This window comes from Micromonospora citrea, assembly GCF_049629545.1.
Classification (GTDB): Bacteria; Actinomycetota; Actinomycetes; order Mycobacteriales; family Micromonosporaceae; genus Micromonospora; species Micromonospora citrea_A.
Map to the genome: position 1 here is coordinate 15,642 of NZ_JBNADX010000027.1, position 15,604 is coordinate 31,245.

The 15,604-nt window shown below is 73.8% G+C and carries 15 protein-coding genes and 3 pseudogenes; 9 read left to right on the forward strand and 9 right to left on the reverse strand.

The window, feature by feature from the left end; translation table 11 throughout:
- Positions 1–36: 36 nt before the first annotated feature.
- The 4 genes from ACPFP2_RS24390 to ACPFP2_RS24405 are packed head-to-tail and all read right to left on the reverse strand — an operon-like array spanning position 37 to position 5,802.
- A complete protein-coding gene (locus ACPFP2_RS24390) occupies positions 37–1,914 on the reverse strand; it encodes an ABC transporter ATP-binding protein (protein WP_424091765.1) in 1,878 nt (625 codons plus the stop codon).
- Positions 1,914–3,716, reverse strand: coding sequence for an ABC transporter ATP-binding protein (locus ACPFP2_RS24395; RefSeq protein ID WP_424091767.1), 1,803 nt, complete (start codon positions 3,714–3,716; stop codon positions 1,914–1,916). The genes ACPFP2_RS24390 and ACPFP2_RS24395 overlap by 1 nt, the downstream gene beginning before the upstream one ends.
- On the reverse strand, positions 3,716–4,264 hold the full coding sequence (locus ACPFP2_RS24400) for a methylated-DNA--[protein]-cysteine S-methyltransferase (RefSeq protein WP_424091769.1): 549 nt from the start codon (positions 4,262–4,264) through the stop codon (positions 3,716–3,718). The genes ACPFP2_RS24395 and ACPFP2_RS24400 overlap by 1 nt, the downstream gene beginning before the upstream one ends.
- Entirely contained in the window at positions 4,261–5,802 is a 1,542-nt protein-coding gene (locus ACPFP2_RS24405) for a DNA-3-methyladenine glycosylase 2 family protein (RefSeq protein ID WP_424091770.1), read from the reverse strand. Before ACPFP2_RS24405 ends, ACPFP2_RS24400 begins: the two co-directional genes overlap by 4 nt.
- A 434-nt stretch (positions 5,803–6,236) precedes the next feature.
- Here ACPFP2_RS24405 and ACPFP2_RS24410 point away from each other — a divergent pair, with 434 nt between their 5' ends.
- On the forward strand, positions 6,237–6,686 hold the full coding sequence (locus tag ACPFP2_RS24410; protein ID WP_424091772.1) for a hypothetical protein: 450 nt from the start codon (positions 6,237–6,239) through the stop codon (positions 6,684–6,686).
- A 68-nt stretch (positions 6,687–6,754) separates the two neighbouring features.
- Here ACPFP2_RS24410 and ACPFP2_RS24415 read toward each other — a convergent pair.
- Positions 6,755–7,576, reverse strand: a pseudogene (locus ACPFP2_RS24415) (EamA family transporter); the annotation flags it as partial.
- Positions 7,577–7,670: 94 nt separating this feature from the next.
- On the opposite strand from ACPFP2_RS24415, the gene ACPFP2_RS24420 reads away from it, so the two are divergent.
- A complete protein-coding gene (locus tag ACPFP2_RS24420) occupies positions 7,671–8,168 on the forward strand; it encodes a MarR family winged helix-turn-helix transcriptional regulator (protein ID WP_424091774.1) in 498 nt (165 codons plus the stop codon).
- A 35-nt stretch (positions 8,169–8,203) separates the two neighbouring features.
- Here the strand turns inward: ACPFP2_RS24420 and ACPFP2_RS24425 are convergent, their stop codons facing one another.
- Positions 8,204–8,776 carry an exonuclease gene (locus ACPFP2_RS24425; protein ID WP_424091776.1) on the reverse strand — a complete coding sequence of 191 codons (573 nt, stop codon included), beginning with the start codon at positions 8,774–8,776 and terminating at the stop codon, positions 8,204–8,206.
- 105 nt (positions 8,777–8,881) lie between these two features.
- On the opposite strand from ACPFP2_RS24425, the gene ychF reads away from it, so the two are divergent.
- Positions 8,882–9,967 carry a redox-regulated ATPase YchF gene (ychF, locus tag ACPFP2_RS24430; protein ID WP_424091778.1) on the forward strand — a complete coding sequence of 362 codons (1,086 nt, stop codon included), beginning with the start codon at positions 8,882–8,884 and terminating at the stop codon, positions 9,965–9,967.
- Positions 9,968–10,096: 129 nt separating this feature from the next.
- Here the strand turns inward: ychF and ACPFP2_RS24435 are convergent, their stop codons facing one another.
- Positions 10,097–10,558, reverse strand: coding sequence for a MarR family winged helix-turn-helix transcriptional regulator (locus ACPFP2_RS24435; protein WP_424091780.1), 462 nt, complete (start codon positions 10,556–10,558; stop codon positions 10,097–10,099).
- A 31-nt stretch (positions 10,559–10,589) separates the two neighbouring features.
- Between ACPFP2_RS24435 and ACPFP2_RS24440 the strand changes: the two genes are divergently transcribed.
- The gene (locus ACPFP2_RS24440) at positions 10,590–11,663 is read left to right on the forward strand and encodes a GNAT family N-acetyltransferase (protein WP_424091782.1); all 1,074 of its coding nucleotides are present in this window, start codon (positions 10,590–10,592) and stop codon (positions 11,661–11,663) included.
- Between the two features lie 77 nt (positions 11,664–11,740).
- On the opposite strand, the gene ACPFP2_RS24445 is transcribed toward ACPFP2_RS24440, so the two are convergent.
- Together ACPFP2_RS24445 and ACPFP2_RS24450 are read right to left on the reverse strand one after the other, a co-directional pair.
- Positions 11,741–12,301, reverse strand: a complete 561-nt coding sequence (locus tag ACPFP2_RS24445; RefSeq protein WP_424091783.1) for a hypothetical protein — start codon at positions 12,299–12,301, stop codon at positions 11,741–11,743.
- 159 nt (positions 12,302–12,460) lie between these two features.
- Entirely contained in the window at positions 12,461–13,051 is a 591-nt protein-coding gene (locus ACPFP2_RS24450) for a hypothetical protein (RefSeq protein ID WP_424091784.1), read from the reverse strand.
- 138 nt (positions 13,052–13,189) lie between these two features.
- Here ACPFP2_RS24450 and ACPFP2_RS24455 point away from each other — a divergent pair, with 138 nt between their 5' ends.
- From ACPFP2_RS24455 to ACPFP2_RS24475, 5 genes and pseudogenes are all read left to right on the forward strand, one after another.
- On the forward strand, positions 13,190–13,507 hold the full coding sequence (locus ACPFP2_RS24455; RefSeq protein ID WP_424091785.1) for a hypothetical protein: 318 nt from the start codon (positions 13,190–13,192) through the stop codon (positions 13,505–13,507).
- A 45-nt stretch (positions 13,508–13,552) separates the two neighbouring features.
- Entirely contained in the window at positions 13,553–14,062 is a 510-nt protein-coding gene (locus tag ACPFP2_RS24460; protein WP_424091786.1) for a DinB family protein, read from the forward strand.
- Between the two features lie 104 nt (positions 14,063–14,166).
- Positions 14,167–14,811 (forward strand): dihydrofolate reductase family protein, encoded by a 645-nt coding sequence (locus ACPFP2_RS24465; RefSeq protein ID WP_424091788.1) that lies wholly within the window; start codon positions 14,167–14,169, stop codon positions 14,809–14,811.
- Between the two features lie 288 nt (positions 14,812–15,099).
- Positions 15,100–15,309 (forward strand): annotated as a pseudogene (locus tag ACPFP2_RS24470) (DivIVA domain-containing protein); the annotation flags it as partial.
- A pseudogene (locus tag ACPFP2_RS24475) lies at positions 15,293–15,491 on the forward strand (hypothetical protein); the annotation flags it as partial. The pseudogenes ACPFP2_RS24470 and ACPFP2_RS24475, both read left to right, overlap by 17 nt.
- Positions 15,492–15,604 lie beyond the last annotated feature (113 nt).

Genomic DNA, 15,604 nt, shown 5'->3' on the forward strand with positions numbered 1-15,604 from the left:
CGACGGATCGCCCGATTAGCGCTAAAGGGCGAGACATTAGACGAGCGAGTCGCGCCACTGCCGGTGCAGGGCGGCGTACCGGCCGCCGGCGGTGACGAGCCGGGCCGGCGGGCCGTCCTCCACCACCCGGCCGGAGTCGAGGACCAGCACCCGGTCGGCGGTCTCCACGGTGGAGAGCCGGTGCGCGATGACCAGCGCGGTGCGGTCCCGCAGCACGGTGGCGAGCGCCCGCTGCACCAGCCGCTCGGTCGGCACGTCCAGCGACGACGTCGCCTCGTCCAGGATCAGCACCCGGGGGTCGGCCAGGAAGGCGCGGGCGAACGCGACGAGCTGCCGCTGCCCGGCGGAGAGCCGGCCGCCGCGCCGGTGCACCTCGGTGGCGTACCCGTCGGGGAGGGCGGCGATGAAGTCGTGCGCGCCGATGGCCCGCGCGGCGGCCTCCACCGCCGCGTCGTCGGCGGTGGGACGGCCGAACCGGATGTTCTCCGCCACCGTGCCGCTGAACAGGTGGTTCTCCTGGGTCACCAGCACCACCGCGCGGCGCAGCTCGGCGTCGGCCAGGTCGCGCAGGTCGACCCCGTCCAGCTCCACCGTGCCGCCGTCCGGGTCGTGGAAGCGGGCCAGCAGCTTGGCGACGGTGGACTTGCCGGCGCCGGTCGGGCCGATCAGCGCGACCGTCTGCCCGGCCGGCACCCGCAGGTCCAGCGCGGTGAGGATCGGGGTGCCGGCGCGGTAGCCGAAGGAGACGGACCGGAACTCCACCGCCCCGCGGCCCGGCCCGGGCGGCAGCGGCACCGGCCGGACCGGCTCCGGCACCCCGGGCGGTTCGTCCAGCACCCCGGCCAGCTTCTCCAGCGCCGCCGTCGCCGACTGCAACGAGTTGTAGAACTGGCTGAGCTCCTGCATCGGCTCGAAGAACCGCCGCAGGTAGAGCAGGAAGGCGGCGAGCACCCCCACCTCGGTGGCGCCGCCGAGGACCCGCCAGCCGCCGTAGCCGAGCACCACCGCCACGGTGACGTTGCCGACCACCTTGATCCCCGGGGAGTACGTCGCGATCAGCCGGAACGCGCGCAGGTTGGCGCGCCGGTACTCGTCGTTGACCGCCCCGAAGATCTGCTGGTTGCGCGGCTCCCGGCGGAACGCCTGCACGGCCCGGATGCCCCGCAGCGACTCCACGAAGTGGACGATCACCAGCGCCGCCGCCTCCCGGCTGTGCCGCCACGCGTCGGCCGAGGCGCGGGCGAACCAGCGGGACAGCAGGAACAGGAACGGGAACGCCAGCAGGGTCACCGCGGCCAGCGGCATGTCCAGCCAGAGCAGCACGGCGGCCACCGACACCACGGTCAGCGCGGCGGTCACCAGGCTGTCGATGCCCCCGTCGACCAGTTCGGCGATGGAGTCGAGGTCGCTGGTGAGCCGGGAGATCACCCGACCGGAGGTGTAGCGCTCGTGGAAGCCGACCGACAGGACGAGGAAGTGGCCGTACACCCGCCGGCGCAGCTCCAGCAGGACGGCCTGGCCGATCCGGGCGGAGAGGGTGAGGAAGCCGCGCCGGGCCGCGTACTCGGCGAGGGCGGCGACGGCGAACGCGCCGGCGACGGCCGCGAGCGGGCCCGCGTCGCCGGTCCGCAGCGGCGCGACGGCCCGGTCGATGCCGAGCATGACGAGGTACGGCCCGGACATCGCGGCGGCGTTCTGCACGAGCAGCAGGACCACCGCCAGGGCCAGCCGTCGCCGGTGCGGGCGCAGCAGGCTGCGCAGCAGGACCCGGCTGCGGACGCGCAGCCGGGCCACCGCCTCCGGTGCGGTGTCCTCGGCGCGGCTTCGGTCGGCGTCCGGGTCGGTGGCCCGGCCCCGCCAGCGGGTCAGGTGGTCGGAGGTGCCGGCGCGGGGGCGGGGTACCGGGGGTGTCACTACCGCACCAGGCCGTGTTCGGCCGTCGGCCCGGCGGAGAGCAGCGCCCGGTACGCCGGCACGGTGGCCAGCAGGTCGGAGTGGCGACCGACGGCGGTGATCCGTCCGCCGTCGAGCAGCGCGACCCGGTCGGCCAGCGCGACGGTCGACGGCCGGTGCACCACCAGCAGCGCGGTGGTGTCCCGCAGCACCCGCCGCAGCGCGGCCTCGACCAGCGCCTCGGTGTGCACGTCCAGCGCGGAGAGCGGGTCGTCGAGGACGAGCAGCGCCGGCCGGCCGAGCACCGCCCGGGCCAGCGCCAGCCGCTGCCGCTGCCCGCCGGAGAGCGACAGCCCCTGCTCACCGACCCGGGTGGCCAGCCCCCACGGCAGCTCGTACGCGAAGTCGGCCCGGGCCAGCGCGAGCGCCGCCCGGACCTCGTCCTCACCGGCGTCGGGGTGGCCCAGGGTGAGGTTCTCCCAGACCGACATGGAGAACAGGGTCGGCTCCTCGAAGGCCACCCCGACCAGCCGGCGCAGCGAGGCCAGCCGCAGGTCGCGCAGGTCGTGACCGTCCAGGGTGATCCGGCCGCCGGTCACCTCGTGCAGCCGCGGGACGAGGGAGAGCAGGGTGCTCTTGCCGGCGCCGGTCGCGCCGACCAGGGCCAGCGTCTCGCCCGGCTCGACGGTCAGCTCGATCTCCCGCAGCACCGGCTCACCGCTGCCCGGGTAGCGGAACGAGACGCCCTCGAAGCGCAGCCGACCCCGCACGGCGTCCCGGTCGAGCGCGACGGCGTGCGGCGCGTCCACGATGGCGGGCGGGGTGTCCAGCACCTCCTGGATCCGGTCGGCGGCGGTCGCCGCCTCCTGCCCGTTGGCGATGATCCAGCCGAGCGACTGCACCGGCCAGATCAGCATGAGCTGGAGGCTGACGAAGGCGACCAGTTCGCCGACGGTGAGCGTGCCCCGGGCGACCAGGGCGGCGCCGCCCACCAGCACCACGCCGAGGGTCAGGTTGGGCACCAGGTCGAACAGCGCCGAGGTGCGCGCGAGCAGTCGCGCCTTGCCGACTCCGGTGTCGTGCAGCGCCCGTGCCCGGGCGGCGAACCGGCCGGCCAGTTCCGGCCCCCGCCCGTACGCCTTCATGGTGCGCAGCCCCTGGGCGGTCTCCTCGACCAGCGTGGCCACGTCGCCCTGCTGGTCCTGCATCCGCCGGGCCGCCGCGTGGTAGTGCCGGGCGAACCTGCGGCTGATCAGGAACAGCGGCACGGCGCTGGCGGCCACCAGCAGGCCAAGCGGCCCGTGCAGCCGGATCAGCAGCACCACCACGGCCAGGTAGGTGATCAGGTTGAGCACCAGGAAGAGCAGGCCGAAGGAGAGGAACCGGCGGATCACCGACAGGTCGCTGGTGACCCGGGAGAGCAGTTGGCCGGACTGCCACCGGTCGTGGAACCCGGCCGGCAGGCGTTGCAGGTGGGCGTAGACGTCGGCGCGGATCGCCGCCTCCATGCCGACCGAGGAGGAGGACTGCGTCCACCGCCGGATGAAGATCAGCACCGCCTCGGCGAGCCCGAGCAACAGGGCCAGGCCGCCGAGGCGGAACAGGCCGGCGACGTCGCGGTCGGCGACCGGCCCGTCGACCACCCGCTGCGTCACCAGCGGGACGGCCAGGCTGGCCGCGGTGGCCGCCAGCGCCGCCAGCAGCAGCCAGCAGAACTCGGCCGTGTACGGGCGCAGGTAGGGGCGCAGCCGCCAGAGGTTGCGCAGCGGGCGCGAGCCGCCGTCGACCCGTTCCTCGGGGTCGCCGTCGCGCTGCGCAGGCACTACCCGACGGTAGCGTCAATCGGGAGCGCTGCCGGTGTCAGCTTGCCGTCACTGTGCCGCTCGTGGTCGAGCAGCCACGTCTTCACGGCCAGGCCCCAGCGGTAGCCGCCGAGCGTGCCGTCGGTGCGCAGCACCCGGTGGCAGGGGACGAAGAGGGCGGCGGCGTTGCGGGCACAGGCCGCGGCGGCGGCGCGGACCGCGGCGGGCCGCCCGGCCAGCGCGGCGTACGCGGTGTAGGTCACCGGCTCGCCGGCCTTCACGTCGCGCAGCACCTGCCAGGCGTGCGCCATGAACATGCCGCCGGTGTGCTGGTGCACCGGCACGTCGTCGATCGCGGTCAGGTCACCGTCCAGGTAGGACGTGACGGCCCGGCTGACCGGCCCGAGGTCCGGCCGGTGACGGATCTCGCCGCGCAGGCTCGGGTGGACGAGGGGGAGCAGGGTCACGGGGTCCGGCGTGAAGCCGGCGGCGCGTACCGCCCCGTCGAGGCCGGCCAGGACGCTCAGCGGGCCGGTCGGGGTGTCGATGACGGTGCTGTCGATGGTCATGCTGCTCTCCAGAGTCGGATCACCGCGTACGAGCGCCAGGGGCGCCAGCGGTCGGCGTACGGTTCGAGGGTCTTCGGGTCGTCGGGCAGGCCGAGGGCGGCGCCGCCCCGGCGTACCGCCAGGTCGGTGGGGAGGAAGACGTCCGGGTCGCCGAGCGCGCGCATCGCCACGTAGCCCGCCGTCCACGCCCCGATCCCGGGCACCGCGAGCAGCCGCCGTACGGTCTCCTGCCGGTCCCCACCCGGGTCGAGCACGATCTCCCCGTCGACGACCGCCCGGGCCAGCGCCCGGAGCGTCTCCCGCCGCCCCCCAGGCATCCCGAACGCCGCATCCGGCAACCCCGCCACCTCCGCGGCCGTCAGAAACCCCCGCAACCCACCCCCTGCCTGCGCCCCACCGCCCCACCCCTCGTCTTGTCGATCAAGAGGTTCGTGGCCTGGGGAAGCGCTCTCGTGGACCAGAACTTCTTGATCAACAGGGCGGAGGTCGGGGGTGGGGGTGGGGTGGGCGGTCTGGAGGAGGCGGGTGAGGGTGGTGCGGGCGGAGCGGACCGAGACCTGCTGGCCCACGATCGCGCGGACGGCCATCTCGAAGCCGTCGACGGCGCGGGGCAGGCGTACCCCGGGCTCGGCCCGGACCGCCGGGGCGAGCGCGGGGTCGGCGGCCAGGGTGGCGTCCACGGCCTCCGGGTCGGCGTCGAGGTCGAGCAGGCGGCGGCAGCGGGCCACCGCCGGGGCCAGGTCCCGCATGTCGGCCAGGTGCAGCGTCGCGCAGACGTGCCCGTCGACCGGGGTGAGCGCCACCTCCGCCGGGCCGTGCGGCAGCCGCAACCCCCGGCGGTACGTCCCGTCGCGCACCTCCTCCACCCCGGGCAGCGCGCGGACGGCGAGGAAGTCCAGCAGCGCGGCGGCGTGCAGCGGCGGCCGGTACGCCAGCCGCAGCGTGATCGTCCCCGCGCCACCGGCCGCCGGACGGCGTCCCGGCAGCGTGCGCAGCTCGGACGGGGCGGTGCCGTAGACCTCGCGGACGGTGTCGTTGAACTGTCGCACGCTGCCGAAGCCGGCCGCGAAGGCGATCTCGGCCATGCCCAGTTCGGTCGTCTCGATCAGCGTGCGGGCGGTCTGCGCGCGCTGCGCCCGGGCCAGCGCCAGCGGGCCGGCGCCCAGTTCGGCGCGGAGCATCCGGTGCAGGTGCCGTTCGGTGTAGCCGAGCCGCCCGGCCAGCCCCGGCACGCCGTCCCGGTCCACCACCCCGTCGGCGATCAGCCGCATCGCCCGCCCCACCACGTCGGCCCGGACGTCCCACTGGGGCGAGCCGGGCGCGGCGTCCGGACGGCAGCGGCGGCAGGCCCGCAGCCCGGCGCCCTGCGCGGCGGCGGCGGACGGGAAGAACCGGACGTTCTGCCGCTTCGGCGTCATCGCCGGGCAGGACGGCCGGCAGTAGATCCCGGTCGAGGTCACGCCGGTGTAGAACCAGCCGTCGAAGCGCTGGTCACGGCTGTCCACGGCCCGGTAGCACCGTTCGAAGTCCAACTCCACGCCACCGATGATGCCCGCAGCTCAGGGCCGGTGGCTCGCGGGATTCGGACCTGGCGGTACGGGGGCCGTCCGACCCGGGCTCCCCGCCGGGCCGTCCCGGCCCGGCCCGGCTCCTACCGGCCCCCGCTCCCGCCGGGCCACCCTGCCCCCGGCCCGGCTCACCCTGGGCCCGGGCTCCGGCCGGGCTTCCGCCGGACCGTTCCCTGCTCCGGCCGGCGGCCCGGGTCGTCCCGGTCGGCGGCGGTCACACTCGGCACGGTCGTCGTCCGTCCAGTCCCGTCCCGGGTGCAGATGTCGCAGGTGGGGGCGGTTATCCGTTGCGGGGCAACGGATCCGGGGCGGCAAAGTGTCGGTAGTGGCCGGTACCGTCCCGCCACCAACTCCAGAAAGGGTGCGGGGGCGATGGTGGGCGTGGCCGGGCGGGGTGCCCGCTGATGCGGTCGGGGCGGGCACGGCTCGACGGCGCGGTGGTGCAGGGCTTCTACGACCGGATGCGGGCGGTCGCGCCGGCGGCGTACGGGGCGATCGAGCGGGACCGGGTCGGCGATCCGGGGCGGCCCTTCGCCGACACGGCGTGCGGGCGGCTGGCCGGTTCGCTCGACCCGGCCGCGCTGCGTGCGCTCGGCATGTGGGCGCACCACTGGTGCATGCGCTTCTACGACGACGACACCCGCCCCGGCCTGCGGCTGGTCCGCGACATCGCCGGGCGGCGCGGGCTGGGCTGGACGGTCGACGAGGTGCGCTGGATGCTCGGCGAGTCGTACGGTGCCGGGCCGGCCGCCGCGCACCGGTTCACCCTGCCGCTGGCCGCCGCCGCCGAACTGCCCGACGGGGCGTTGCCCGAGGTCGACGCGATCGGTGCGGACTGGCGGCTCGCCGGCTGAGCAGCGGCCCGGCGGTCCGCCGGCTGAGCGTGCCCGGACCGGGCCGGGAGCTGGGCCACCACCATCGCGGCCACCGCGAGGGCGAACCCGGCGAGCTGGGTCGCGTCCAGCGCCTGCCCGAGCACGATCCAGCCCAGGGCGGCGGCGGTCAGCGGGCTCAGCGCCCCGAGCACCGAGACCTGGGTCAGCGGCAGCCGCCCCGCGCCTCGGAACCAGAGCGCGTACGCCAGTGCGGCGCCGGCCAGTCCGAGCCAGGCGTACCCGGCCAGGGCCGGTCCGTCGGGGACGGGCGGCGCTCCCTCGACCGCGACCGCGACCGGTACGACCAGCAGGCCACCGACGGTGAGCTGCCAGCTCGTCACGGCGAGGGTGCCGACGCCGGGCGGGCGTCCCCAGCGGCGGGTGAGGACCAGTCCGGTGGCCATCGCGGCGGTGGCGGTGAGTCCGGCGGCGACGCCGAGCGGGTCGGTGCCGGCGTCCGGCCGCAGCACGACCAGGGCGACGCCGAGCGGGGCGGCGAGCGCGGCGAGCAGTGCGCGCCGGTGCGGGCGGTCGTGCAGCACCGGGACGGTCAGCGCGGCGACCAGCAGCGGCTGCGCCGCGCCCAGCACGGCGGCGGTGCCGCCCGGCAGCCGGTACGCGGCGAGGAAGAGCAGCGGGAAGAACACGCCGACGTTCAACGCGCCCAGCACGGTGGCCCGCCACCACCAGTCGCCGTGTGGTCGGTGTCGGGTGACGGCGAGCAGCAGCAGCCCGGCGGGGAGGGCCCGCAGCACGCCCGACCAGAGCGGGTGTCCCGGCGGCAGCAGCTCGGAGGTGACCAGGTAGGTGGTGCCCCAGGTGACCGGGGCGAGGGCGGTCAGCGCGATGTCGGTGCCGCGGCGGCTCATCGGACGCTCGATTCTCTCGATGCTAAGTAGCTTAGCGCTAAGCTAATCACCGGCGAGGGGAATCGGGAAGTGCGAGGTGCGGCACAATCCGGGGGTGACCGAGCGGGACGACGTCGATGTCATCGTCGAGCAGTGGCGGCGCGAGCGGGCCGGCATGCGGCCCGAGCCGATGGCCGTCTTCGGCCGGATCTACCGGCTGGCGCGCATCGTCGGCGACGCGCAGGAGAAGGTGTACGCCGGCTGGGGCATCGGCCGGGGTGAGTTCGACGTGCTGGCCGCGCTGCGCCGCAGCGGCACGCCGTACACGCTCGCCCCGAAGGAGCTGACCGCCTCGCTGATGCTCACCTCCGGCGGGATGACCGGCCGGCTCGACCGGTTGGAGCGCGCCGGACTGGTGCGTCGCGCCCCCGACCCGGCCGACCGGCGAGGGCTGCGGGTCACCCTGACCGACGCCGGCCGCCACGCGGTGGAGGAGGCCGCCGAGGCCGGCCTGGAGGTGCAGCGGCGCATCCTCGACGCGCTGCCGCCCGACGACCGGCGACGCCTGGGCGACCTGCTCCGTACGCTCCTGGCCGCCGCCGAGACCGGCTGACCCCCCCCCGGTACGCGCGGTCGCGCCGCCCGGGCTCAGCCGGACGCGGGCCGGCGCAGCGCGGCGTCGAAGACCTGGGCCAGCTCGGCCGCGTCCTCCCCGGCGTGGTGGGTGTGCGGCACGTCGGTCAGGCCCAACTCGTGCTTGATGATCCCCTTGCGGGTGGCCACCCACTCGACGCCGGTCCGCCCCATCCAGAAGCTGCGCAGGTCCACTCCCGAGCCGGTCGCGCCGAACGGGCTGCGGCCGGTGAACCGGACGAAGTACCAGTGCATGAACATGCCGTCCCAGACGGCGGGCGCGGCCAGGAAGACCGGGCGGCCGATCCGGCGCAGCCCGTCGACCCACGTCGCGGCGGCGGTCATCGCCTGCTCGGCGGTGGGGGCCTCGCGCAGCAGCCGGTCCCGGTCCAGGTCGGAGACGGCGAGCGCGGCCGGCACGAAGTCGTCGGAGATCGGCTTGAGCTCGGTGTAGAAGGTCAGGTCGGGCCGGCCGGCGACCGCCATGCCGAGCGAGATCATGCTGTACGGCCCGGGGATCGGCCCGTCCGCCTCGACGTCGACCGCCACGTACAGCTCGGGCAGTCGCTGCCCCGCCTGGTTGGTCACCGGCGCAGGCTAGCAACGCGCCCGGTGTCCCCGGGGTCCCTTTTCTCCGGCGCGAGCGGGGCTGGCTGCCCGGTGCCGGCGACGGAGCGCGTAAGCTGGCTCGTCGTGAGTCTGAGCATCGGCATCGTCGGCCTGCCCAACGTCGGCAAGAGCACCCTGTTCAACGCGCTGACCAAGAACGACGTGCTCGCGGCGAACTACCCGTTCGCCACGATCGAGCCCAACGTCGGCGTCGTCGGGCTGCCGGACGAGCGGCTGACCAAGCTCGCCGAGATCTTCTCCTCGCAGAAGGTGCTGCCCGCGCCGGTGTCGTTCGTCGACATCGCCGGCCTGGTGCGCGGCGCCTCCAAGGGGCAGGGCCGGGGCAACGCCTTCCTGGCGAACATCCGCGACGCCTCGGCGATCTGCCAGGTGGTGCGCGCCTTCTCCGACCCGAACGTGGTGCACGTCGACGGCAAGGTCTCCCCGGCCGACGACATCGAGACGATCAACACCGAGCTGATCCTGGCCGACCTCCAGACCCTGGAGAAGGCGCTGCCCCGGCTGGAGAAGGAGGCCAAGCTCCGCAAGGACCGGGCCGCCGCCGTCGCCGCCGCGAAGGCCGCCGTCGAGGTGCTCGACGGAGGCACCACCCTGTACGCCGGGGCCGCCGCCGCCAAGATCGAGCTGGAGCACCTGCGCGAGCTGCACCTGCTCACCACCAAGCCGTTCCTCTACGTCTTCAACGTCGACGAGGCCGAGCTGGCCAACGCCGAGTTCCTCGACGAGCTGCGCGCGCTGGTCGCCCCCGCCGAGGCCGTCTTCATGGACGCCAAGATCGAATCCGAGCTGGTGGACCTGCCCGAGGAGGAGGCCCGCGAGCTGCTGGAGTCCATCGGGCAGAGCGAGCCCGGCCTGGACCAGTTGGTCCGGGTCGGTTTCCGTACGCTCGGCCTCCAGACGTACCTGACGGCGGGCCCCAAGGAGGCGCGGGCCTGGACCGTCCCGGTCGGCGCGACCGCGCCGGAGGCCGCGGGGGTCATCCACAGCGACTTCCAGCGCGGTTTCATCAAGGCCGAGGTGGTCTCCTACGCCGACCTGGTCGAGGCCGGATCGATGGCGGCGGCGAAGGCCGCCGGCAAGGTCCGGATCGAGGGCAAGGAGTACGTCATGCAGGACGGCGACGTGGTGGAGTTCCGCTTCAACGTCTGACTCCGGCCTGCTTCCACAGGTCACGTGGTTGGCGCTTCGCCCTCGGGCACACCGGGGGCGCGGCCCGACCGTTCGTAGCCGGCGACGGTCATGCCGACGGGTGCCGTCCGGGTGCTCGGTCGTCGCCGGTCAGGGATTCTCCAGCCTCCGGGCGATCTGTTCGATGGCGCTGAGGTCTTCCGGGGTGAGCCGGTCGATGAAGTGGTGCCGCACCGACTCCAGGTGGGCCGGCGCGGCGTCGTCGAGGGTCTCCAGGCCGTGCGCGGTGAGCACGAGGAGGCAGCCTCTGCCGTCGGTCGGGTCGGGTGCGCGCCGCAGCAGGCCGCGCGCCTCCATCCGGGTGGCGTGCCGGGACAGCCGACTGCGTGACCAGCCCATCTTGTCGGCCTGTTCCCCCAGGGTGCTGGTGTGGTCGGGCCGCTCCGACAGCGTGCTGAGGACTTCGTAGTCGGGTTCGGAGAGGCCGAGCGCGGCCAGGTCGCGCGCCGTGCCGGTCCGCACGGCGACCATCACCCGCAGGAAGGCCCGCCACGCCCGCTCCTCGTCCGGGTTCAACCACCGCACGTTGCCGACCGACGATCTCGTTGACATGTAATCAACTTAGCATCTAGTCTTCGTTTCCATGTCAACGAAAACGATCCGTGTCCTGGTGCTCACGTCCAGCACCCGCCCCGGCGCTCTCGGCCCCGCAGTGGGGCAGTGGTTGGTCGAGGCGATCACCCCTCGTGCGGCGGAACTCGGCGTCGAGCTCGTGCCGGTGGCCCTCGGCGATCTGGACCTGCCGTTCCTGGACGAGGAGGAACACCCGTCGTCGGGTGTGTACCGGCATGAGCACACCCGCCGGTGGAGCGCGCTCGTCGACGCGGCGGACGGGTTCATCGTGGTCACGCCGGAGTACAACTACGGGATGCCGGCGACCCTGAAGAACGCGCTGGACTACCTCAGCCGCGAATGGGCCTGGAAGCCGATCGGTTTCGTCAGCTACGGCCACACGTCGGCGGGCACCCGGTCGGTCCAGCACGCGAAGCAGGTGGTGACCACGCTGCGCCTGGTTCCGTTGGGCGCCACGGTCGCGATGCGCATCGGTGACGCGACGGAGAACGGACGGCTGCGGCCCGACGCGGCCCGCGACACGGCGGCTGTCGGCCTGCTGGACGAACTGGCCCGGGTCGCCCACGCCCTACGGCCGATGCGCGAACGCGCCCGAGCCGGTGCCCTGTCCGGACCGTTGCCGGGGTCGTACGCGAGAGAGCTGACCCCCGACGACGCGCCCGAGGTCACCGTGCTGCAGCGGTGCTGCTGGGTGGACGAGGGCGTCGCCAACGACACCCTGGCCGTGCCGGCCCTGCACGAGTCGCTGGCGGAGGTCCGTGACTGGCTGGCGACCTGGCGTACCACGGGCATCTGGCGGGACGGCCGATTGCTGGGCATGGTGCGGGTGCGTCGCGTCGACACCGACTGGCACGTGGGTCGGCTCGCCATCGTGCCCGACCTGCGCGGCCAGGGGCTGGGCCGGTGGCTGCTGCGCGCCGCCGAAGCCGCCGCTCCACCGGACTGCCGTCGCGTCGTGCTGTACACCGGCGCCAAGAGCCTACGGAACATCGAGCTCTACCGCAGCGAGGGCTACCGGTCGATGCCTGCCAGCCCTGACGGAACCGCCTGCCTCACCAAGGACCTGTCCGTCAGACAGCCCTGACGCTGCGGGTCGGGCGGCGGTTCGCCCTCGGGGAGGGCGGGCCGCCGGCAGACGCGAGGGCGTCGCGTCTGCCGGGGTCATTCGCTCAGCGGAGCACCGCGCCAGCGCCATTCCGTCAGCCGGGGGCGTCCGGGCAGCTCGATCCGGCCGGTGGACCATCGCAGTGCAGTCCACGGGTCCACGCCGGCCAGTTCCTGCGCCGCCTCGGGGAAGAGCCGCGTGAGTACCCGGGTGCAGACGTCACGTGGTGGATCGATGGCGAGGCCGAGGCCCTGCGCGATGTCGTCGCCGTGCAGCAGCGTCTCCGCGCACCCCATCGCGGCGAAGCCCTCCGGATCGGCACGGCCCGAGGGGTGGTAGGCCCGGACATCCGGCCCGGACGTGCGTACCGTGGCCGCCAGGATCCGGCCGCCTGCCTCGGCGAACTCCAGCACCTCCGCCGGGGAGGCGTCCTTGTCCGCGTTCGCCATGAAGCGCACGTACCGCTCCTGCGGCCGGGCCACGAGTTGGCCCGCGAACGACATCAGGCAGTCACCGATGTGCTCGGTGGTGTGCCAGCAGTCCCACTCCAGACTTCCTGCCCGCGCAGCCCAGTCCAGGCCGGTCGCCGGTCGCAGGGCGGCGACGACGCTGGACATCGCTGCGTCGAGATCATCGGCGGTGACCGCCACGGTTCCCCCCCCAGGTCTGTGAGGCCGGTGCCGCACCGGCCCTGGTTCAGGACGGTCAGCCTGCCCGAGGGGTGTGACGAAGTGGGGTGACGAGGGACGGGGACGCCGGAAGGTGGCTTCAGCGCGTCACGCGTCGGTCCGCCCGCTGTCACCGGGCTGCGAGGAGCCGGCCGTCAGCGTGGGGCCGAGGCGTTGCCGCAGGAGTTCCGATTGGGCGACCGTACCGCCGCTGACGTCCAGGCCGCCGCGAGCGGCACGGTAGAAGGCGTCGCGTGCCTCGTTGGCGCGGTGCAGGCGGTCCGGTAGCGACTCGTCTCCGTTCGCGACGCCGCGGGCGAGATCTTCGATGCTCCAGACCGCGTCTCGCCACGACTGGGCGGCGCGGACCGTCGAGGCGTCACCCAGCAGGAGGATGTTCTCCCAGGCCAAGGTGTGGCGGACGTCGGCATCGGCCAGCCGTGGCAGTCCTACCGCGGGATCCATCCCCGAGCGGCTCCCGTCGCCCGTGTCCGTTGCGAGGATCCTGACCGAGACCGCCTGGATCTCCTTGAGGACGCGGGCGAACTCGGCGTAGGCGTCGAGCCGGCGCTCGTCCCACCGGACACTCAGGCTGCGCTTCCATCTCCTCCTGTCAGCTATGGACGTGGCCAGCACGGTGCCGAGTGCTCCGACCAGGACGCCGAGGAGCGCGGGTAGTTGAGCGATCAGGATCTGCACCTGTCCGAGGCTGCCAGGCGAGGACAACCTCGGCGGTCCGGGTCCGGGGCATTCCGGCGACGACAGCGCCGCACCTGCACGCCGCTCCGACCCGCTCGGCCGCGAACCGGGGGAACACCGCAGGTGAGCCGAGGATGGTTGACCACGCTCGACACACTGGCCCGCATGGTGAGCGACCGACTCCGGGCATGGGCGCACGCATGGTTCGGGCGGTCGGAGGTCGACGCCGTGCTGCAACTCCTGTCGGAGCTTGCGCCGTTCGGGCCGGGCGGCACTGCGGAGGGTGCCGAGCGCGTCCAGGGGGCAGTGCTCCTGCTGTCTCGTGGCGACAGTCGACGGTTTCTGGACGCGATGGCGTCGGCTCAGCAGGACTGGCGGGATGTCCTGGTGGCGGCGGGGCTCGCCGACGGCGACTGGGCCGACCGGCTGAACTCCGTGTTCGGTCGACCTGGGTAGGTCCGCGCCACCCAGATGGGGGAGGCTCGTGCGGATACTGGTCGGGTGACCATCGAATTTCCTTCGCCCACCGTCCCGGCCGCAGGGCGTACCGAGGTGTTCCTGCGTTATCTCGACTACTTCCGGGAGAGCGTGGTGGCGAAGGTGACCGCGCTGTCCGAGGACGACGTACGGCGCAGCAGGCTGCCGTCGGGTTGGACCCCGCTGGAGCTGGTCAAGCACCTGCGGTACGTGGAGCTTCGCTGGATCGAGTGGGGCTTCCAGGGGCGCGACGTCGGCGACCCGTGGGGTGACCGGCGCGACGACCGGTGGCACGTGGCTCCGGAGGAGACCCGGGCCGACCTGCTGGCCGCGCTCCGCGCGCAGGGCGGGCACACCCGGGCGGTGGTGGAGGGCAGCGACCTCGCCGCGATCGGGGCGCCCGGCGAGCGCTGGGACGGCGCCGACCCGGCGTCGCTGGAGCGCGTGCTGTTCCACCTCGTGCAGGAGTACGCCCGGCACGTCGGGCACCTGGACATCGTGGCGGAGTTGGCGGGCGGCCCGACCGGCGAGTAGGCGGAGATCCTCGGCCGTCGTGTCGAACGAGCAGACCCGCGTCCACCAGCGCCACCCTGTACGTTGCGATCGGGACGGCGCATCAGGTCAGCGAGGTGTAGAACATGCCGCAGTTGTTGCGGGTGCAGTGCTTCAACGTGTCGCGTGACGGGTTCGGTACGGGTGAGGGGCAGAGCCTGGATCGGCCCTTCGGCCACGCGGACCCCACCCCGCTGTTCTCCTGGCGCGCCGCCACCGCCAGCTTCCACTACCGCACCGAACCTGGCGGCACTCGCGGCCTGGACGACTACATGACCCGCGACTACGACCACAACATCGGGGCGGAGATCATGGGTCGCAACAAGTTCGGTCCCCAACGCGGCCCGTGGGAGAACTACGAGTGGCAGGGGTGGTGGGGGGACAACCCGCCGTTCCACACGCCGGTCTTCGTGCTCACCCACTACGAACGCCCGTCGTTCACCCTGGCCGACACCACCTTCCACTTCCTCGACGCGAGCCCGGGCGAGGCGCTGGCGCGCGCCAAGGAGGCCGCCGCCGGTCGGGACGTACGCCTCGGTGGTGGAGTCGCCACCATCCGCGAGTTCATCGAGGCCGACCTGGTCGACACGATGCACATCGCGGTCGCCCCGGTCGACCTCGAACGAGGCGAGCGACTGTGGGACAGCCCCGACGATCTCCTCGACCGCTTCCATCTCGAATCGGTGCCGAGCCCGAGCGGGATCACCCACCTGCTGTTCTGGAGACGATGACCGCAGGGCCGGCTCTCCGGCTCGCGGTGCGCATGTCGCGGTCTTCGTCGGGCTGGGACACCGCGACATGCCGCAGGCGACGCGGGTCAGGCCGGCGGGCGGGTCAGTTCGACCTCGTCGCCGGGCAGGACCTCGACCTCGCCCTTCGCGTCGGCGGACCTCCAGCACGGGTACGCCCTCGTCGAGCTGCATCGCCCGACGCTCCTTGCCGCTCGACATCCGCGCGATCACCGTCGCGCCAGGCGGCACCTCCACCTGCCGGCGTCGGAGTGGTTGTGCCCCTGAGCACGATTCAGGCTGACCGGGTACGGCCGGCGCGGACTCGACCCGGACGAGGTGCAACTCTTCCTCGGCCGGGTGGCCGGTGACCTCGCCACGGTCTACCAGGCGCTGCGGGAGCGCCGGCTGGAGACGGCCCGGATCAAGGACTCGCTGCGTCGCTGGCAGTCCGAGCAGGCACGGCGGGCCGACGCGGGCCGGCGCGGTCCGCCTCGCCCGGGTGGTGGCCCGCTGGGCGAGCGTGCTCACCCCGGCCGACCCGGGGGGAGACCACCGTGTCGGCCGAGGACGAGCAGGGCGTACGCCATCGGGTCTGTGATCTGCGGATGCCAGGCGGCCGGCGCTGCCGGCTCCGGGCCGACCACGGCGGCCCCTGCTCCCGCCGCCTCGCCCGGCGCTGACGGTGTGGTCGCGGATCGGGAGGCGGCCCGGCCGGTGCTCGCGCCGCACGCGTTCGCCGACGCCCGCGTACGGCTGCTGAATTGATCGACGCCGGCCAATTAAGCCGGATTTC